General features: G+C 44.6%; 17 protein-coding genes. 4 read left to right on the forward strand and 13 right to left on the reverse strand.

Going from position 1 to position 21,018, the window contains the following annotated elements:
* Positions 1-683: 683 nt before the first annotated feature.
* From metK to cysS, 13 genes are all read right to left on the reverse strand, one after another.
* Positions 684-1,937, reverse strand: a complete 1,254-nt coding sequence (gene metK / locus FKX85_RS03120; RefSeq protein WP_141613341.1) for a methionine adenosyltransferase — start codon at positions 1,935-1,937, stop codon at positions 684-686.
* A gap of 1,573 nt (positions 1,938-3,510) precedes the next feature.
* A complete protein-coding gene (locus tag FKX85_RS03125; protein WP_141613342.1) occupies positions 3,511-3,828 on the reverse strand; it encodes a hypothetical protein in 318 nt (105 codons plus the stop codon).
* A gap of 146 nt (positions 3,829-3,974) precedes the next feature.
* The gene (locus tag FKX85_RS03130; protein WP_141613343.1) at positions 3,975-4,418 is read right to left on the reverse strand and encodes a hypothetical protein; all 444 of its coding nucleotides are present in this window, start codon (positions 4,416-4,418) and stop codon (positions 3,975-3,977) included.
* A 346-nt stretch (positions 4,419-4,764) separates the two neighbouring features.
* On the reverse strand, positions 4,765-5,220 hold the full coding sequence (locus FKX85_RS03135) for a hypothetical protein (protein WP_141613344.1): 456 nt from the start codon (positions 5,218-5,220) through the stop codon (positions 4,765-4,767).
* 5 nt (positions 5,221-5,225) lie between these two features.
* Positions 5,226-5,993 (reverse strand): M48 family metalloprotease, encoded by a 768-nt coding sequence (locus FKX85_RS03140; RefSeq protein ID WP_141613345.1) that lies wholly within the window; start codon positions 5,991-5,993, stop codon positions 5,226-5,228.
* Entirely contained in the window at positions 5,990-6,781 is a 792-nt protein-coding gene (locus FKX85_RS03145; RefSeq protein ID WP_141613346.1) for a hypothetical protein, read from the reverse strand. Before FKX85_RS03145 ends, FKX85_RS03140 begins: the two co-directional genes overlap by 4 nt.
* A gap of 5 nt (positions 6,782-6,786) precedes the next feature.
* The gene (locus FKX85_RS21375; protein WP_168196206.1) at positions 6,787-6,954 is read right to left on the reverse strand and encodes a hypothetical protein; all 168 of its coding nucleotides are present in this window, start codon (positions 6,952-6,954) and stop codon (positions 6,787-6,789) included.
* A gap of 563 nt (positions 6,955-7,517) precedes the next feature.
* Entirely contained in the window at positions 7,518-8,567 is a 1,050-nt protein-coding gene (locus FKX85_RS03150; RefSeq protein ID WP_141613347.1) for a UDP-glucose--hexose-1-phosphate uridylyltransferase, read from the reverse strand.
* A gap of 138 nt (positions 8,568-8,705) precedes the next feature.
* Entirely contained in the window at positions 8,706-9,857 is a 1,152-nt protein-coding gene (locus FKX85_RS03155) for a galactokinase (protein WP_141613348.1), read from the reverse strand.
* Positions 9,858-9,872: 15 nt separating this feature from the next.
* Positions 9,873-10,952, reverse strand: a complete 1,080-nt coding sequence (locus FKX85_RS03160; RefSeq protein WP_141613349.1) for an aldose epimerase family protein — start codon at positions 10,950-10,952, stop codon at positions 9,873-9,875.
* Positions 10,953-11,082: 130 nt separating this feature from the next.
* Positions 11,083-12,099, reverse strand: a complete 1,017-nt coding sequence (locus tag FKX85_RS03165; protein WP_141613350.1) for a LacI family DNA-binding transcriptional regulator — start codon at positions 12,097-12,099, stop codon at positions 11,083-11,085.
* Positions 12,100-12,476: 377 nt separating this feature from the next.
* Complete coding sequence (locus tag FKX85_RS03170; protein ID WP_141613351.1) at positions 12,477-13,463, reverse strand: M28 family peptidase; 987 nt, start codon at positions 13,461-13,463, stop codon at positions 12,477-12,479.
* Positions 13,453-14,946, reverse strand: a complete 1,494-nt coding sequence (cysS, locus tag FKX85_RS03175) for a cysteine--tRNA ligase (RefSeq protein ID WP_141613352.1) — start codon at positions 14,944-14,946, stop codon at positions 13,453-13,455. The genes FKX85_RS03170 and cysS overlap by 11 nt, the downstream gene beginning before the upstream one ends.
* A 463-nt stretch (positions 14,947-15,409) precedes the next feature.
* On the opposite strand from cysS, the gene FKX85_RS03180 reads away from it, so the two are divergent.
* The 4 genes from FKX85_RS03180 (at position 15,410) to FKX85_RS03195 (ending at position 20,972) form a co-directional block, all read left to right on the forward strand.
* Complete coding sequence (locus tag FKX85_RS03180) at positions 15,410-15,880, forward strand: ribosome maturation factor RimP (RefSeq protein WP_141613353.1); 471 nt, start codon at positions 15,410-15,412, stop codon at positions 15,878-15,880.
* A gap of 5 nt (positions 15,881-15,885) precedes the next feature.
* Positions 15,886-17,133, forward strand: a complete 1,248-nt coding sequence (gene nusA, locus FKX85_RS03185; protein WP_141613354.1) for a transcription termination factor NusA — start codon at positions 15,886-15,888, stop codon at positions 17,131-17,133.
* Between the two features lie 76 nt (positions 17,134-17,209).
* On the forward strand, positions 17,210-20,212 hold the full coding sequence (infB, locus tag FKX85_RS03190; RefSeq protein ID WP_141613355.1) for a translation initiation factor IF-2: 3,003 nt from the start codon (positions 17,210-17,212) through the stop codon (positions 20,210-20,212).
* Between the two features lie 514 nt (positions 20,213-20,726).
* A complete protein-coding gene (locus FKX85_RS03195; RefSeq protein ID WP_141613356.1) occupies positions 20,727-20,972 on the forward strand; it encodes a hypothetical protein in 246 nt (81 codons plus the stop codon).
* Positions 20,973-21,018 lie beyond the last annotated feature (46 nt).

Here is a 21,018-nt window from a genome sequence, read left to right on the forward strand (position 1 = left end):
GCGAATGCAGAGCAACGGAGTGAAGCAATCTCGTTTTCTTAATACGGGATTGCCACGTCGCAAGCTCCTCGCAATGACGGATTTATACTGATTTTATAATCTACACATTACTATTGCTTAATTAAAGAGAAATATGCTTACCAAAACCACCTGGAAATCTCTCATCTTCCAGAAATATTGCTTGATCCAAAATTGGGGGGGCATGATTCCTTTTATTTTAATATGCTTTCTTTTTTGTGTTTTTGCCACAAAGACGCGAAGGCACTAAGTTTTTTTGGGAAACAAAGGTGCAGACTACACGACACTTCCCAACAGATCTACTTTGTGACTTCGAGCCTTCGTGGAAAAAAAAACAGGCCACCTGTTGTTCCGGCAGCTGTACTGCGGAACCACTAGCGTTGGGTTTCTAACTCAACACTTGCCAAAGTACGGGCAGCATAGAACGTTAGTTCTTTTCTATTAAGTGGTAATCAACGCCAATTTGTTGCCCCGCCGCTAGGTGGGCTAGCTTGGTAACGTATAAGATACGGTCAACCACAAAGCTCTAAGACCCAAAGCTGTTTGTTTTCCATGAAGTTTGGAATCCTGCTATAAAACCCTTCGTACCTTGTCTTGGTGACTTCGTGGCGACGCACCAAATGAATGAAAATCTTATCCCGCCCACAGAAATATTGCTTGATCCTTTATAAGTTAAACTCTTTTTTCAGCCTATCCACATAATCCAGCTTTTCCCAAGTAAAGAGCTCCACATCCAAGGTGATGGAGGTGCCGTCCGGAGAAACAAAGGTCTTCTGCACCACCTCATTGGTTCTGCCCATGTGACCATAAGCGGCCGTTTCTTCATAAATAGGATTTCGAAGCTTCAGCCTTTGTTCGATCGCATAAGGACGCATGTCGAATATCTTTTGGATTTTTTCAGCGATTTCCCCATCCTTCATGTCCACTTTGCCAGTGCGGTAAGTATTGATATAAATGCCCATTGGCTCGGCCACGCCGATGGCATAGGACACCTGTACCAGCACTTCATCGGCAATTCCCGCGGCGACCATATTCTTGGCAATATGCCTAGTGGCGTAAGCGGCAGAACGATCCACTTTTGAGGGATCTTTTCCCGAAAATGCCCCTCCTCCGTGGGCTCCCTTACCACCATAGGTATCCACGATGATCTTACGACCTGTCAGACCAGCATCTCCATGTGGGCCACCGATCACAAACTTACCCGTAGGATTGATATGATAGGTAATGTCATCGGTAAAGAGTGACTGGATTTCCGGGATCAGCTGTGCCTTTACCCTTGGGATCAAGATACTGATCAGGTCCTCTTTGATCTTTTTCAACATGGTAGGCTCATCGGCAAACTCATCATGCTGCGTCGAAATCACAATGGCCTTGATCCGCTGGGGAACATTGTCGTCACTATATTCGATCGTCACCTGTGCTTTGGCATCCGGACGGAGGTAAGTGATTTCCTCATTCTCCCTTCTCAGCTCCGCAAGCTCCCTCAGCAGCCTGTGTGAAAGATCCAGGGCCAACGGCATGAAATTCTGGGTCTCATTGGTCGCATAACCAAACATCATCCCTTGGTCACCCGCTCCTTGCTCTTCGGGACTGGTACGGTCCACGCCTTGGTTGATATCAGGTGACTGGTCATGGATGGCCGAAAGCACCCCACAAGAACTCCCGTCAAACATGTATTCTCCCTTTACGTAGCCGATCCTGTTGATCACATCGCGGGCAATTTTCTGGACGTCCAGATAAGTATTGGACTTTACCTCTCCTGCCAAGACCACTTGTCCAGTGGTCACCAGCGTTTCACAAGCCACCTTGGACTGGGGATCAAACGCCAAAAAATTATCAATCAGTGCATCTGAGATCTGATCAGAGATTTTATCAGGATGTCCCTCAGAAACAGACTCCGAGGTAAATAAATAAGGCATATATCGAATTTTTAATTACAAGTAGAAATGGCGTGTAAAATTAAAGCATAAGCAGGAAATAAAAAACTTTTACTTTGGGATAAATGATTTCAGGGCTATACGCTTGCTCAATGGCTATTTTGGCCAGTAAAAGTCCAGCCATGCTGGCCGAGATTTTCCAGACTAATAGGTTTCAGTAAATGGTTGTTATTAGCCACAAAGATGCTGTGTTAAAAGCCAAGGTATAAGCCTATTTTTTTACCTGTTGTTCCGGCAGCTGTATTGCGGAACCACTAGCGTTGGGTTTTTAACTCAACACTTGCCAAAGTACGGGCAGCATAGAACGTTAGTTCTTTTCTTTTAAGTGGTATATCAACACCAATTGGTCTGCCCCGCCGTTAGCTGCGCTAGGTTGGTAACAAATAGGATACAGGTAAGCCACAAAGTCACCAAGCCACTAAGTTTTTTTGGGGAATCAAAGGTGCAGACTGCACGACACTTCCCAACCAATTCACTTTGTGACTTCGAGCCTTCGTGGCAAAAAAACAGGCCACCTGTTGTTCCGGCAGCTGTACTGCGGAACCACTAGCGTTGGGTTTTTAACTCAACACTTGCCAAAGTACGGGCAGCATAGAGCGTTAGTTCTTTTCTATTAATCGGTATATCAACACCAATTGGTCTGCCCCGCCGTTAGCTGCGCTAGCTTGGTAACAAATAGGATACGGGTAAGCCACAAAGTCACTAAGTTTTTTTTGGGGAATCAAAGGTGCAGACTGCACGACACTTCCCAACCAATTCACTTTGTGACTTCGAGCCTTCGTGGAAAAAAAACAGGCCACCTGTTGTTCCGGCAGCTGTACTGCGGAACCACTAGCGGTGGGTTTCTAACTCAACACTTGCCAAAGTATGGGCAGCATAGAACGTTAGTTCTTTTCTTTTAAGTGGTATATCAATGCCAATTGGTCTGCCCCGCCGTTAGCTGCGCTAGGTTGGTAACAAATAGGATACGGGTAAGCCACAAAGTCACCAAGCCACTAAGTTTTTTTTGGGGAATCAAAGGTGCAGACTGCACGACACTTCCCAACCAATTCACTTTGTGACTTCGAGCCTTCGTGGAAAAAAAACAGGCCACCTGTTGTTCCGGCAGCTGTACTGCGGAACCACTAGCGTTGGGTTTTTAACTCAACACTTGCCAAAGTACGGGCAGCATAGAACGTTAGTTCTTTTCTTTTAAGTGGTATATCAACACCAATTGGTCTGCCCCGCCGTTAGGTGGGCTAGCTTGGTAAAGAATAAGATATGGTAAACCTGATATGTGCCGTAGGTACATCAGCTGTGCAACCACCTTTTGGTAATGTACCTACGGCACATTTGGAGTGAATCCATTCCTGCTACCGTTACCAAGCTATTTTAATAGCTGATTAATAGTAAGCCACAAAGACTCGAAGGTGCAAAGTTTCTTATGGTGCCCAAGTCTCACGACTTCGACCAAAACTCCCAAATATCTTCGAACTTTGACATGGATTATCGATCATCTCCATGCATTTACAAAAAGGAAAGCCAAAAGGGATCTCCCTTCCGGCTTTGTCTATTATCAATCTCCCTCAATGACCTCCGCATTCTGGTAATCCTCTTCCGTGAAAGTGAAGCGGTAAATCTCCTCATCGATTATTTGATACGATGCTTCAAGCAGGATATTCCGTTCTGAGGGAGCAATATTGGCCCAGTCCTTTCCTGAAAAATTCACGTAAACCTGTTCCTTATCGCTATTAAAGGTCACCCGCACAGAATCTGCCCTGAAGGCATTACTAGGATTAAACTTAACCCCATGGTCATTATGCATTCGACGTTCTACAATCATTCCATTCGCATCCAAATATTCTGAAACGTACAATTTATTAAACTCGTACATTTCCACCGTTATCGGTTTACCGGTACCATTATAAAGCTGGTAGGTCCTAAATTCTTTTTTTGAAAACCCTCCACAACCTTACAGAACGATTAAAAAGAATACAATAACAGAAATATTTTTCATCTTACCGGCCTTGGGGCGTTTACTTATTCATTATCGATCAATACTGCATTTTTGTAGTCTTCTTCGGTTACATTATACCTCCTAACTACGTGAGTATCGTCAATGGATACCTTGGCATAATTCTCTTCAAAAAGGATATTTCTATCGGAGTATACTTCTGAGTAAACCAGTACTTTTTCCTTATTGAATAATATCCTAACAGAATCTCCTTCCAATAACATTTTGACAGGGATTTGCCTCCCTCCTGGTTCAGAAATTTGAAATTTATCGGACACCCATTCCCCCGCATTTTGAGCAAGTTCTATTTTCCTTACAAAAGTCCCATTAGTCCTTTCAAATATCAAAAACTCCAACTGATAGCCAGTATTGTTAACAATTCGATAACTTGAATAAATTTTCTTTCCACTATCACAAGAACATAATAGGAAAACCACAAGAGACATCCATATTTTAATATCTTTTTTCATCTTTTTAATACCAATTTTCAAATAATTCGCCAATGTATTTACTTGAATGATTCGTTGTCAGGTTTCCCATATTCTCTTTCCATCTCTTCCAAGATGTTGCCCCCTTTAATCCATCCTCAATCTGTTTTATGGTATATCATTAACCCTGTCCTTCGGATATTTAACAAACTCCTTTGAGTGAATATATTTATCATAACAACGCTCGACACCTTGATTACCATCATCTATCATATCGACCACAATGAAGTGTAAATTAGATCATTTGGATTTACTGCAGTGGGAGTGCTCTTTTGATTTTGGTAATTACCATTATTATAAGGATAATATCCTTCGGCTTTGTCTATTATCAATCTCCCTCAATGACCTCCGCATTCTGGTAATCCTCTTCCGTGAAAGTGAAACGGTATAGAATATTACTAACGACTTCAAAAACTCTATCATCTAAGATATTCCTAGTCGATTCCGGTAAACTTAAAAGTTCGTGGTCTTTATATGAATAATAGTATATTTGTCTTCTCGTATCATTATAAGTTACACCGACAGAATCCATTGATAAGGCTTCCGCACCACTAATATAATTGCCACCATCATTTGAAGACATTCCTTTTCTGATCAAACCGGTTCCTGAAATAATGACAGTTCCGGTATGATGCCCCATTTGATAAAAATCGACTTTCATATTATGTGACGTTCCATTTTTCAACTCATAATCCCTATTTACCCGTTCAAGTCTGTCAGTACCAATGCATGAACTTAGCAGCCATACGGAAATAATTTCCAATATAAAATTTTTACCTTTCATTTGTATCAATACCAATTCCCAAATAACTCTTCGAGATAGCCCTCAGTGGAATTATTCTCTCTGATTTTCATGTTATCTAACCAATCTTCCCATGAGGAAGCACCCTTTAGGCCGTTCTCTATTTGCTTAATTGTATAACCTGACACCCGATCCATTGGGTATGCCATACTGCCCCCATGACCTCTACTGTATCGTTGATTCTCTTCATCTATCATATCTACGACTGTAGGAGTATAGATTTTATCTATTGAGCGTACTGCATATTCAGTAACCTTTTGTTCTTGGTAATTCCCATTGCTTTTTCCCGAGATAAAAATATTAAATCCATACTCATATCCCTCTATTTTAAGCTTATTCTTATACCTCTCTTGGGCAAACATCCATTCCACTCCACGAGCCCAGCTTTCTATTACTGCTACATAGCTTTCTGTGCCTGTGTAAATATGTGAAAAATAACTAAAGGGAGGGACATACGCCTTCAAGATCATGGCCCTGAACACATCCCTATCCATGTCCCAATGGGCATAGTGCGCCAGCTCATGGGCAGTCACCGCATACACCCGATCAGCATCTTCTTCAAATGTACGGATATAAATGGACGGTAAAATCCCACCTGTCCTCGCATAAATGGCCGCATGGCTGGGCTTATCGTTCTGCCTCTCGGTAATGTCAGCGGCGATCTTGGTCTGTGGATTCAATGGGCCGTTTCTCGGGGGACTTGAAAGTCCAAACCGATGGTCATAGTAGTAGTCCCTGGCTGCCTGGAAGATCAATGCATAATCTGGAAGATCAATGCATAATATTGATGGGCATCACGGACCCCGGACGTGCCGCCAGTACCGCCCAAAATCTGGTGCCAGGCATTCCTGGTCTTTGGCCCGGACAGCTCCGCTTGGCCAAACGTCCCGGTACGTACACTGAAATGGTACTTTTCATATTTATAACTGTAGTTCGCCTTATTACTGAAAGTGCCGTCACAGGTAAAATTACCATTTCGATCGGTAGTTCCCTCATGGGTCGTAAACCACCGACGTGCCCTTACTTCCAGTCCCTCCACACCTACATGGCGCCCTGCCCTGTCGTCCCAGACCTTAATACTTCCTTTTGGAGTATAACGTGATCGCGAAGCTTCTGTTGCAGAACGTTTGTCCCCTTCTTCGAGATTCCCTGTAATGCGTAATGCCTCTGTTACGAGCAGTTCACTTAGACTGCGCGAAGTAATACGGCTTTCCGGTAATTCCTCCGGAATGAACAGTTCCTCCAGCACTTCATACGCCACACTATTTGTAAGCTGTTTGCCCTTGGGGACGGCACAGTACTGATAGGTAGGCTGTCCTTCGGGAACTTCGGGATCATGGTAATGGTCGCCACCTTCGGGGATCTCATGGTCCAGCGGATAGCTGTACAAGGCCAAAGTGGAGTCACTGTTCAGAATATCCAATTCAGCTTCGTCCCGTGGCTTGAACCTGATGTAAAGATGACTGGCATCGATGGTGATATCCTCATTGGCCAGTTTGCTGTTTGGATGAGACGCTTTTAGGTTTTGGTAGGCCTTGCGCATATTGGTCACCGAGTAAGGGTTCTCCAGCTTTTCCCCAATTGGATCATCCCATCACCACTCACTTCCTGAGTAGTCTGGTCTATGTGATGGGGGGGAATAATTTCTTCCTGGCAGGAACTGAATGCTGCCAAACTAATGACCATGGCGGCGAGGAGGTTATGGTGTTTCTTCATCTTAAAAGTGCTTAAGGTAAATACTTGCTGTAATGTAATAAGATGCATTTTTTATAAAGATCGCTACTCCTATCGATTCATAACAGTTCAAAAAAAACCTAAATACCAGCGATTTGTACATGAAAAATTAAATAAATCACCTTAAGTATTCAACGTCTTACGGCTTAGCCCCATCTTCGGACTTGCTATTGGTCGTAAAAAAAGAGGTCTTATGAAAAAGAGGTTTTCTCAGAAGTCATTCCCAAGGCAAACGCATTTAAAAAATTCAGTCCCTTTGGGGTTGCTAAATCTAGCCAAGCAATATGCACGGGATTACTTTTGACCATTAAGACTCTTAACTGGCCTTACAGGCCGCGGGTAGTGTCATCATCACCTATTCCAATGCGTTTCATTGGGCTGGATTAAGCACCCTTTTCAGGGGAGCGATTTAAAAACAATTTCCCTGATCCTTTTCGGTAAGTTGAGATATTCCCATAAGTGCCGAAAAGGTTAATATGCACAACCAATGGTCAGCTGTCCAACCCTTGAGGATCGAACAGTTAGGCCTGTTTTATTCATAAATACTACTTCCCTGCTTTATAATGCTCCTTTGGCTGGCTTTTCAGGATTTTCACGGCCGATTCTGCAGTGATATCACGTTGCGGATTGGCCAGCATCTCGTAGCCCACCATAAATTTCTTCACAGTAGCAGACCGTAGCAATGGCGGATAAAACACCATGTGCAGGTCCCATTCAGGATGGTTTTGGCCGTCCGTCGGAGCTTGGTGGATTCCTGCCGAATAGGGGAAAGAAACCTTAAAAACATTGTCATACATGATCGCCAGCTGTCGATATGCATCTGCCAAGGCTGCCATCTGGCCTTCATCCATGTCCGCCAGACTGGCTATATGCGTCTTGGGTGCGATCATCGCCTCAAAGGGCCATACCGCCCAAAATGGTACCAAGCCCACGAAATAATCATTCTCAAAAAGAATACGCTCGCCTTTCTTTAGTTCCTCGTATACATAATCAAGAACCATACTCCGTCCGTATTTTTGGTAATAATCACCAAACTTCACCTGCTTTTTGGCTGGCTCGACAGGAATGGATTCCTGTGCCCATATCTGCCCATGGGGATGGGGATTGGAGCAGCCCATCACGGATCCTTTATTCTCGAAAATCTGGACATGGTTGATAAAATCCTTGCTGCCCAATTCCCGGTACTCTGCCTTCCAGAGCTCCACCACCTTGGTAATCGCTTGTACATCCAGCTCCGGAATGGTCAGGTCATGTCGGGGCGAAAAACAGATTACTTTGCACGTCCCCCGTTCACTTTTGGCCTTGAAAAATTCTCCTTCGGACAGCTCGCCATTGGGGATATCTTCCGTCAAGGCTCCAAAATCATTTTGGAACACATAAGCCCCGGTGTAATCGGGGTTTTTCTCTCCATTTATCCGGGTATTGCCTGGACATAGATAGCACTTTTCATCATAGGCGGGCTTTGGGGCTTCGGAAGTATCTTCCTCCTGTCCCTGCCATGGTCGCTTGCCACGGTGCGGGGATACTTGTAGCCAGTCGCCGGTAAATGGATTATATCTTCGATGACTGTGATCTTCAAAATTAAAATCAGACATAAGGGTTGAATGTTGTAATGTTATATGGTTTTGAATGTTAATGGAACACAATTCACTTTATTGAGTCAGAGACTCAATTTTAGGGCGTGCTGGGACAGAGACCCAGCACAGCGAGTGCTTGCATCTAGCTACTTGATACTATCCAACCACCCTTGTTCCATCGGTAACGTCCACTTCATAGATCTTGAGGGATTTGTCGAAGGCTTCTTTATAGGCAGCGGCTACCTCTTTTTCAAAGGTCTCTTTGGAAGCTTTTGCTACCAAGTTAATGGTACAGCCGCCAAAGCCGCCACCCATCATCCGGGCACCGGCAACATCCTCACGGGATTTGGCAAAATCAGCTAAAAAATCCAACTCTTTACAACTCACCTCATACATCTCTGAAAGTCCATCATGGGAACCGTACATCTGCTGGCCGAAGCCTTTGATATCCCCTTTTTCCAGCAGCTCACATCCCCTCAGCAAACGGGCATTTTCTTCGATAACAAATTTGCAGCGCCTATAGACGACCTCACTGATTTTTGATTTGGCATCCTCCAGCATTTCCAGTGTCACATCACGGAGGCTCTTTACCGTTTGGTTGGTCTGCTGTACAGCGGCGACACCTTCTTGGCATTCTTTTCTGCGGTCATTATACGCCGAATCCGCAAGAGAATGCTTCACCTGTGTGTCACAAAGGATAATCTGGTATTCTCCCAGCTCCATGGGGAAATAGCTGTATTCCAGGGATCGGCAGTCCAAGCGGATGGCGTGGTTCTCCTTGCCCATCATGGAAGCAAACTGGTCCATGATCCCACACTGGACTCCAGCAAACTCGTGCTCTGCCTTTTGGGCAAACTTCAACATGTCCAAGCGCTCAAGTCCAAGGCCAAACAATTCTGACAAGGCCAGGCAAACGCCGTTTTCCACAGCGGCAGATGACGATAATCCCGCCCCCACGGGTACATCACCCCCAAATACCAGGTCAAACCCTTCGATAGGGTAGCCGGCTTTCTGCAATTGGGCCACTACGCCCATGACGTAATTGCCCCATCCACCTTCCATCCGCTCAAAATCGTTGAGGTCAAAGCTCAGGGATTCCTGAAAATCATGGGAAAACAAGCGGCATTCCTCGCTGTTATTCTTTTGGACAGCGATGATAATCTCCTTGTTGATCGCTGCAGGAAGGACAAAACCTTCGTTATAATCGGTATGCTCCCCGATCAGGTTGATCCTGCCGGGAGACTTCACAACAATAGGTTTTTTCCCAAACAATTCGACGAATGCTGACTTGATAATTTCTGGGTTCATGATAATATGGTTACGTTACTTAATGACTGAAAATTTAAAAGATGTATAGCTCTGAAATTGCTCTCCTGGATGGAGCACTACAGTAGGGAAATGGGCTTGGTTGGGCGAATCCGGGAAATGCTGTGTCTCAAGTGCTATCCCTCCATGCTTCGGATAAGTCTTCCCTTTTCCATGAAGTGTACCATCAAAATAATTGGCAGAATACAATTGAATGCCTGGCTCTGACGTGGCTACTTCCATGCGGATGCCAGACGATTCGGAAAAGAGCACTGCTGCGGGTTGATTTTTATCAAATACCAAGGTTTGGTCCAGCCCATTGGCAATCACCGTCTGTGGATGATCCGACTTCACTGCTTCCTTCACTTTCTTGGTTTGGAGAAAATCCAATGGCGTGTCTTTTACTGATAGTATTTCACCAGTAGGAATACTGCCCTCTTTGACTGCTATATAAAATGGTGCATTGACTTGCAGGTCATGCTCCAAAATAGTAGAGGAAAACTCCCCTGAAAGGTTAAAATAAGAATGGTTGGTAAGATTGATCACGGTAGTTTTATCCGTCTTGGCGCCGTAGGTAAGCTTCAGCTCATTTTCTTCCGAAAGCGTAAAGGCTACCGTCACGGTCAGCGTCCCGGGGTAGTTTTCCTCCCCGTCGGGGCTGGTATAGGTAAATTCCACACCCCCTTCGATGGTTTTTGCCTCCCAGATTTTTTTATCAAAACCTTCCTGCCCTCCATGTAGATGGTGCTCACCGTTATTCGCGGCCATCTGGTACAGTTTACCTTCCAGCCTAAACCGCCCATGGCCGATGCGATTACACACCCTGCCCACGGTACATCCCATAAAGGCTCCAGCTTTCCGGCTAGCCCCACTCACATAATCCTCAAAACGGTCAAAGCCAAGCACCACATCGGTCATTTTTCCCTCCTTGTCGGGAACCACCAAGTGGGTGAGCGTAGCACCGTAATTGGTCACGCAGGCTTTTGCTCCTTTGGAATTTTTCAGGGTAAACAAATGAATATCGCTGCCGGTGGTACTTTGACCAAAAACGGTCCTTTCGACAGTAATCTTATCGTGGCTAATGCTTTTTGTAGACAAAGGTAAAAGGTTTATTGACTGACAGTTTTCATAAATGTAACAGCCAATTTAAGGGATTAAAAAATGTTAATCAGGGCATTTTGAGCTAAATTCTGAAAAAAACGTTCCCGAAAACGTTTTCAAAAGCCAACTACTTTTCTGAGGACTTTCTAATGATCAATTCCGTATCCAAAACGATATTCTGCGGCTTGAAACTATCCGGATCCATAAGCTGGTCCAAGAGATTGTTGGCTGCCAGACGTCCCATCTCATAGGCAGGTTGGTCCACCGTGGACAGTGCCGGGTCAAGCGCATCGGACACGGGCATATTGGTAAAACCCACCAAGGCAATGTCCTGCGGAATGCGAATTCCTCTCCCTTTCAAAAACTTCATCACATCTATCGCCACAGGATCATTGATCGCAAAAATGGCGTCCGGCTGTTCAGGTTGGTTCAGCAGTTCATCCACCAGTGCCTGATTACTTACTGTGGTCAGCCCACTATTTTTGACCAAACTTGGCTCCACGGCTAAACCCTCTTCCTTAAGGGCTTTTTCATAACCCGCCATGCGCTTTTGGCTGATGTACATGCCTTCTGGCCCTGAAATAAAAGCGATACGCTTACAGCCCTGCGCTATCAAGTGCCGCGTCACCTTGTAGGCACCCAAGGTATCATCCACCGTCACCGTAGACACCGGCAAGCCTTCCAGGATCCGGTCAAAGAGTACAAAAGGAATTTCCCGATCGATCAGGTTTTGAAGATGCTCGAAGGAGACCGTCTCCCGGCTCAAGGAAATCAAAAGGCCATCTACCCGACTGGAAACCAGTGTACGGATATCGGATTTCTCCTGCTCAAAATTCTCATTGGACTGACAGATCATCACGTTATAACCTCTGCGATAGGCCGTGTCTTGGATGCCGCTGATATTGGAAGCAAAAAAATGAGAGGCAAGTTCGGGCACGACGATCCCGAGGGTCTTGGTCTTATTGACCCTTAAACTCTGGGCGACCACATTGGGCGAATAATTCAGTTTATCGGCCATGGCCAATACCTTCTTTCTTGTCTCCAGTTTGATTTCTGGCGAATTCCGCAAAGCCCTGGAAACAGTAGAAATGCTGATATTCAACTTTAACGCTATGTCCCTGATCGTGACTTGTCCTTTTTTCATTTTCTTCCAATTGACTTAAAAAATGAATATACAGTTTTTTTGCGGAAATAGCCTTTACCGTCAGTTCCGGATTACCTTTTTCAATCGGGACATTGCTCAACTTCCGAACAACTTAGGTTGGTGCGTTGGGTGTAATCTTTGCCCCAATACTGATAGCCATTGGGCCCCCGGCTCAAGAAATGAAGTGTAAAATACAAGTAGCACTAGCTTTCTGAAGAGAATTCAACGCCCAAAATTGATATTTAATCCCGAAACATGCATTAACCTATCTTTTGCGCCTGAAATTGCTCCAAAAAAAACCTCCTAACCTCCCCGCCGCGGCGGGGGAGGAACGTATCTTAAGTCTCAAGTCTCAGTACTCACTACTTGATACTCTTTTACTCTTGATAAATCGTAAACATCACCGTTTCTCCCACCGCTTTCAATGTCCGGGGGTCAATGAGATCCATATTATCTGAATGTTTATGATGGTAACGGCCAAACCCAAAGTCAGGCGAATAATCGATGATGTCGATCATAGGGATTTTGGCCACTTCGTTGACTGGAATATGGTCATCGGTGATCGGATGGGAATTACGCATCTGGAAAAAGTCGCTATGACCAATCGAGTGAGCATAGTTCCACACTTTATTCACGATTCCTTTGGCATATTGCATGGACACCCCTTCCTTATAAAAACGAGCACCCTTGGCGCCCACCATATCCAGAAGAATACCATAGTAAGCCGCATAGCCACGCTCATGGGGTGTTTTTGCCCAATGCTGCGAACCCAGGCACCACCATTTTGCGTCATTGGCACCTGCTTTCGATGATTCGGGCTTGCCGTCGTCTTCCCCATCAAAAAGGATAAAGTCAATCCCTACGTCTGGTTGCTTGGAAGCCGAAGTGATCACTCGTGCGATCTCCAACAAAACACCAACACCACTGGCACCGTCATTGGCGCCATCGATGGGCTCATTGATACGCTCAGTATCCTTATCTGCCACCCTCCGTGTATCCCAGTGGGCCCCCAAGAGTATCCGTTTCTTGGCATTGGGATTATAGGAAGCAATGATATTGGTCAGTTCCAGCTTCTTTCCATCATAGGCTTCCGCTGTAAATTCCTGTGCCTGTACCGTTAGCCCGTAAGAGGCCAACTTATCCTGTAGCCACTGGGAGGTGGCTCTATGACCTTCTGTATTAGGCACACGTGGGCCAAAATCCACTTGCTTTTGAATAAAAAGGTAAGCAGAATCAGCATTAAAAGCAGGAACTTCTGCCACAGGAACCTCAATAACTGGCTCCTGGACCGTTTCTTTTTTTGTTTCTCCACAAGCTGCCAGCAATAACCCAATGGCTACTGCCCAGATTATATTATTCTTCATAAGCCCAATCTACTTTTTCTTTCATGTCCTTGACCACAATACCGATGGATTTGAGTGCGGCACGGATCTCATCCACCTTGTCATAATTTTTGGCCAGTTTTGCTTCTTTATATAATTTCAGCAAAAGCTCCAACAGGGCTTGCTGCTTGTCGGACTTTTCCTCTACCAAACCTAAAATATCTTCTACAAAAACGATGAAAGTCTGGATTAATTTTTCGAAAACTTCTTTTCCCAAGATCGCCGCCTTAAGCTGTCCGGTAAAGATGCTATTGATCTTTTTGAGTAAATTAAAAAGCTGACCAATCGCCTGGGCCGTGTTAAAGTCATCGTTCATCGCACGATAGGCATTTTCAATGCTCTTCTCCACTTGCTGCACCTGCTTCTCATCCAGCACCACACCATCTGCTTGCTCATACTGCAAATCTTTGGCAATGCGAAGGGCATTGATGATCTTTTTGTAGCCCTTCTGGGCCGCCTTCAGGGCATCATTGGAAAAGTCCAAAGTAGACCTGTAATGCGCCGTAAGGATAAAATAACGGATGGTCATGGGACTATAGGCCTGCTCAAGTAAATCATGCTTGCCTTTGAAGAGCTCCTGTAGGGTAATGAAATTCCCCAGGGATTTTCCCATCTTTTGGCCATTAATGGTGATCATATTGTTGTGCATCCAGTACTTGGCCGGATCATGGCCATGGCCTGCATTGCCCTGGGCGATCTCGCACTCATGGTGGGGAAACATCAGGTCCATGCCACCACCATGGATATCAAACTGGTTGCCGAGGTATTTGGAGCTCATGGCCGTACATTCCAAGTGCCAGCCGGGAAAGCCGACACCCCAGGGAGAGTCCCACTTCATCAGGTGCTCAGGAGCGGCATTTTTCCAAAGTGCAAAGTCAATGGGATTGCGCTTTTCATCCTGCCCGTCCAGCTCACGACTTCCGCTCATCAGCTCTTCCACGACCCTTCCAGAAAGCTTTCCGTAAGGCTTCTCTTCGTTATATTTTACCACATCAAAATACACCGAGCCATTCACTTCATAAGCAAATCCAGCATCGAGGATATCCTGCACCAGCTTGATCTGTTCTGGAATGTGCCCTGTGGCCCTGGGTTCGATGTTAGGCTTAAAGGTATTGAGCAGGTCCATATCGCGATGGTAGGAATCGGTATAATGCTGGGCTACCTCCATGGGCTCCAATTGCTCCAATTTGGCCTTTTTGGCAATCTTATCCTCGCCATCATCCGCATCTCCTTGCAAGTGCCCCACATCGGTAATATTCCTTACATAACGTACCTTATATCCCTGATGCTTCAAGTACCTGTACACTGTATCAAACGTCACCGCCGGCCGGGCATGTCCCAAATGGGCATCTCCATACACTGTAGGACCACACACATACATCCCTACGAAGGGCGGTTTAAAAGGCTCAAAAAGTTCTTTTTCACGGCTAAGCGTGTTGTAAATCTTCAAATCTTTGGAAATCATAAAACAAATTTAATTAAACCGATAGGAAATCTGTAGGTATTTGGGCTACAAAACTATTCTTTAAAATTCAAATTCCATTTTATCAGAAGATAAAACTCCAGTACATTAAGAAAAATTCCATATTATTTTCAAATATAAAGTTTCTTTCCAAAACAATTAACGAGATTACGGTCACTGGAGAATTTACTTTACACTTGACCAAATCCATCTTGAAGACCATTACTTGGAGTAAGTATTCTTCACTTCCCCATGGATTTACTTGAAGCTATCTAAATAACAAGTAATTTCTATAAGGCATCATGACACTATTCATGGCTTATATTGCCCAAATTGCAGCCATACAAAAAATTATTCTCAACATCCCCACTTTTTTTCCGAAAAAAAATTCATTACATTTGTATCGTATTTAGTCGTTTATAAGAGGGGACACATCGTCCCCTCTTTCATTATAGGTAAATGTAATATGAGTTTGAAACAGACCATCGAAGAGATCGTCACCAAGCATTTGCCCGATGACGCCCATTTTGTAGTGGATGTCCTTCTTAATGAAAAAGGTCCAAAACAAAAAATCAGTATCCTCATCGATGCTGACGAAGGCTTAAACATCGACACCTGTGCCACAGTCAGCCGGGCTGTGGGTGAAGAGCTTGAAGCCAAGAATATGATAGACGATGCCTATGTCCTGGAAGTTTCTTCTCCAGGGCTGGATCATCCGCTGACAGGGAAAAGGCAGTATCAAAAGAACATTGGCCGGAACCTAAAAGTCACCATGGAAAATGGGGACACAATGGAAGGCAAGCTTACCGCAGTGGACCAATCGGAGATCACCTTGCTGGTAAAGCATAAAGAAAAAGGTAAGAAAGCTGTCGAGAAAGAAGAAAAGGTAGCTTTCGAACAAGTTAAGAAATCAATTGTATTAGTCTCTTTTAAATAAATAAAATGGATGCTAAAGTTCTGATAGATTCGTTTGCTGAATTTGCAAGATCTAAAAATGTGGATCGTCCTACGATGATCCGCATTCTGGAAGATGTGTTTAGAGCGATGATTCGCAAGAAATACGAAACAGACGAGAATTTTGATGTGATCATCAATGCCGATAAAGGAGACCTCGAAATCTGGAGAATCCGTGAGATTGTAGATGACAACTCCGAAGACATCTGGGACCACGATAAGATCAGCCATTCCGAGGCAAAGAAAATCGAGCCCGACTTCGAAATCGGCGAAGAGACTTACGAAAGAATCGAGCTGGAAGACTTTGGCAGGAGAGCTGTCATGATGGCCAGACAGACATTGATCCAAAAAATAAAGGATTTGGAGAAAGATTTGCTGTTTCAGCAATATGAAGAGCTGGTCGGTGAAATCATCACTGCAGAGGTTTACCAGATACTTGGGCGTGAAATGCTGCTGATGGACGGAGAAGGCAATGAACTGATCCTCCCCAAAGGCGAGCAAATCCCAAAAGACCGGTTCCGCAAAGGAGACACCATCCGCTCCATTGTCCATAAAGTGGAAATGGTAAATGGCAATCCACGTATTATCCTTTCAAGAACTTCTCCTATATTCTTGGAAAGATTATTCGAAAACGAAGTACCTGAAGTATACGATGGATTGATCACGATCAAGAAAATCGTCCGCGAACCAGGGGAACGGGCCAAAGTGGCCGTAGAATCCTACGATGACCGCATCGATCCGGTAGGTGCTTGTGTGGGCATGAAAGGAAGCCGTATCCACGCAGTGGTGCGCGAGCTCCAAAATGAAAACATCGATGTAATCAATTACACCGATAACCTGGAACTATATGTATCCCGGGCACTTAGCCCCGCCAAAGTAAGTTCCATTCAGGCCAATGAAGAAGAAAAGCGACTTTCTGTCTTTTTAAAGCCTGATCAAGTATCTTTGGCAATTGGAAAAGGAGGATATAACATCCGACTGGCCAGCAGGCTGGTAGGGTATGAAATCGACGTCTTCCGTGAACTTTCTGACTATGAAGAGGAAGAAGATGTTGACTTGTCTGAATTTTCCGATGAAATTGAGGGTTGGATAATTGAGGAGTTGAAAAAAACGGGTCTGGACACTGCGAAGAGTGTTTTGGCACTTTCCAGAGAAGACTTGACCCGAAGAACAGAACTTGAAGAAGAAACGATAGAAGAAATCTTCAGAATTTTAAAACAAGAATTTGAACAGTAAATTATTTGCCTAAGCGCAATATTAGTCAACGGCAGTATATATTTACATCAAAAAAATAAGCAAGAGGTTTTAGCGTATGTCAGAAGAAAAAATGATGCGATTAGGCCAGGTAGCCAGAAAACTCAACGTGGGTATTTCCACGATTGTTGAGTCTATGGCCAAGAAAGGCTTTGATGTAGAGAGTAACCCGAATTCCAAGATCAGCCAAGAGCAATTCAATATGCTGGCCAAGGAGTTTAAGTCCTCTGCTCAGGATAAGGAGGAAGCATCCCACCTGTCCATAGGTAAGCGGCACAATGAGACGTTTACCATCAAAGCTGAATCTGAGTCTGTGCCTGAAGAAGCAAAAAAAGAAGAGCCGGCCAAGCCCGCTCCCAAAAAAGAAGAAGCGCCCCAGAAAGCTCCAGAAAAAGAGGACAAAGTCACTTCTGAAGCAGAAAAACTTCCGGGCATAAAGGTTTTGGGCAAAATTGACCTTTCCAACAAGGAACAGGCCCAGAAAGAAGCGCCCAAAAAAGAAGCGCCTAAGCAAAAAGAAGCTGCTCCCAAGAAAGAGGAGAAAAAGCCAGCCGAGGAAACTCCCAAAGCAGAAAAACCTGCTGAGAAAGCTCCGGAAAAAGCTGTTGAAAAACCTAAAGATGAATCACCTAAGGCTGAGAAGTCTGAGCAAAAAGAAAACGCTAAACCTTCGACACCTGAAGCTGGGAAGCCACAGGAATCAAACGATGCATCTAAAGGCCAAAAGCAACAACCTGCTGAAAAACCAGCAACCCCTCCTTCTGACAACAAGCCAAAAGCTAAACCTGCTGAATCTACTGAACCAAAAGAAGCTAAAGAAACGCCTTCCAAAGAGGAAAAAAGTACTTCTGGATCTGTCATTTCTGCCAAAGCGGATGCCTTGAAAGGGCTGACCGTTCTTGGCAAGATAGAACTTCCCAAGGACAGGCCCAAGAAAAAGGCCAAACCAGTAGCTTCTTCAGACGAAAGAAACAAAGACAAAAAGAAAAGACCGCGCAAGCGGATAGACAAGCCAGGTACAGGCGGACCTCAAGGTGGCAACCGGGGAGGTGGCCCACAAGGAGGAAGAGGCGATAACCGTAACCAGGGCGGCGGCGGCCGAAAAAGACCGGTCGGTAATAACAGAGGTGGAGGAAAAGGCGGAAACCGTTTCCAAAAAGCGGAACCTACCCAAAAAGAAATCCAAGACCAAATCAAGCAGACACTGGCCCGTCTCCAAGGCGGTGGCAAGTCCGGTGGCGGCAAGAAAACCAGAAGAGATAAACAACGCGAAAGGGCCAAAGACCATCAGTCCGAAGGAATAGAGGAAAGCAAAGTACTTAAAGTGACCGAATTTATTTCGGCCAATGACCTGGCTTCCTTATTGGACGTTTCTGTAAACGAAATCATCTCAGTGTGCATGTCACTGGGAATGTTCGTTTCCATTAACCAACGTTTGGATGCGGAAGCAATCACCATCATTGCAGATGAATTTGGCTATGAAGTAGAATTTACCAAAGCAGACGAAGAAGAGGAGGTAGAGGAAGAAGTAGACAGCCCGGAAGATTTGGACGACAGAGCGCCAATCGTAACCATCATGGGTCACGTCGATCATGGTAAGACCTCCTTGCTTGATTATATCAGAAGTTCTAAAGTAACCAGCGGTGAAGCCGGTGGTATTACGCAGCACATCGGTGCATATGACGTAAGAACAGACAATGGCGACAAGATTGCCTTCTTGGACACCCCTGGTCACGAGGCCTTTACAGCCATGCGAGCCCGTGGTGCCAAAATCACCGATGTAGCGATTATTGTAATCGCTGCGGACGACAACATCATGCCGCAGACCAAAGAGGCCATTAATCACGCTCAGGTCGCTGGTGTACCGATGATCTTTGCGATCAATAAAATCGATAAGCCTAACGCAAATCCTAACAAGATCAAGGAAGAGCTGGCCAATATGAACCTCTTGGTGGAAGACTGGGGCGGTAAATACCAATCCCAAGAGATCTCCGCAAAAACGGGCCAAGGGGTGGATGAGCTTCTAGAGAAAGTACTGCTGGAAGCTGAAATCCTGGAACTAAAAGCAAACCCTGACCGTAAGGCAACTGGTACGGTAGTGGAAGCTTCCCTTGACAAAGGCAGAGGCTATGTATCTACTGTAATGATCCAAAACGGAACATTAAAAATAGGCGACATCATGCTTGCGGGCCAGCATTATGGCCGTGTGAAAGCGATGTTTGACCACCTGGGACAGAAAGTCGATAAGGCTGAGCCGTCTACACCTGTACAGGTACTGGGACTGAGCGGTGCGCCTCAGGCAGGTGATATTCTGAAAGTGTACGACACAGAGCGTGAAGCTAGGGAAATCGCTAACTCCAGAGAGCAGATCAACCGTGAACAAAGCATGCGTACCAAGAAACACATTACCTTGGACGAAATCGGAAGACGTCTTGCAATCGGAAGCTTTAAGGAACTTAACATCATCATCAAAGGTGACGTGGATGGATCTGTGGAAGCATTGTCTGATTCATTGCTGAAGCTTTCCAAAGACGAAGTAAGTGTAAACATCATCCACAAAGCCGTAGGTCAGATTTCAGAATCCGATGTGCTATTGGCCTCTGCTTCTGATGCGATTATCGTTGGTTTCCAAGTAAGGCCTTCCACCAGTGCGAAACGCATTGCTGAGCAGGAAGAAATCGAAATCAGACATTACTCGATCATCTATGATGCCATTAACCAAATCAAGGATGCCATCGAAGGTATGCTTGAGCCGGAATTTGAAGAAGTCATCACCGGAAACATCCAAGTGAGAGAAGTCTTCAAAATCTCTAAAGTGGGTACAGTGGCAGGTTGTTACGTTACCGACGGCTATGTGACCAGAAAGAACAAAATCAGAGTGGTCCGCGACGGTATCGTGATCCACGATGGCGAGATCGATCAGCTTAAGCGCTACAAAGACGATGTCTCTGAGGTGAAAGCAGGTTACGAATGTGGTATCTCTATCAAGGGCTACAATGACATCAAACTTGATGACACCATCGAAGGATACGAAATGCGAGAAATTAAACGAAAAAAGTAATTTAACTTAAGCATACACTTTAAGTAAAAAGGACAGTTTTATAAACTGTCCTTTTTATGTTTGGCCCCAATAGTAGATAAAACCATTTAGCTCATCAAATCCATCTATTAGCCGTACATAGTAGTGAGCAAGGGAAAATTGAAACATGATTACTCGTCACTCCCAGGCAATCAAGGATGATACATCACCAAGCTTTCTTTTGTATATGTCCAGAAGATCCAAGACAATACCAGGAAACACATCTTCCTACTAAATTATATTCATTATAGACAAGAAGTGGAAATACCTAAAATAAAATTAAACATATGTTGATCGCACTGGTTTTACTGTTGAAGACTTTCTGCTATGCTTCACTTGTGAGCATCATTGTGGGCTTCATCCGACCGGTTTTTGTACTTTGGTTTATGGACAAATGTAACCGTATGCGAGTTTTAACGTTCTATGGAACATTAGCACTAGTGTTTTATGTTTTATATGAACTAGTTAATCACCTACTACTCTAAAAATTAAAATTATGGAATACAATCCTGTAAACTCCAGCTACCATGATAGACTAGAAGCATGGTCTATAATAGGCACCGAATGTGACATTACCTATATCAAAGATGGGAAAGAAATATCTGTTCACTCCAAGGTGATCGGTATGCTGAACGTAAAAGATGGCGAATACCTTTTTGGTGAAAATGGCCTGGCCATTAGAATAGACAGTTTAGTAGCAATCAACGGTATCCCTGCAAAAAAAGAAGCGGTTGGAAAGTGACCCTTTTCCGAAAAACAGCACAGTCATCATGACCCTTATTAAACAG

Origin of the sequence: Echinicola soli (assembly GCF_006575665.1) — a bacterium.
GTDB lineage: Bacteria > Bacteroidota > Bacteroidia > Cytophagales > Cyclobacteriaceae > Echinicola > Echinicola soli.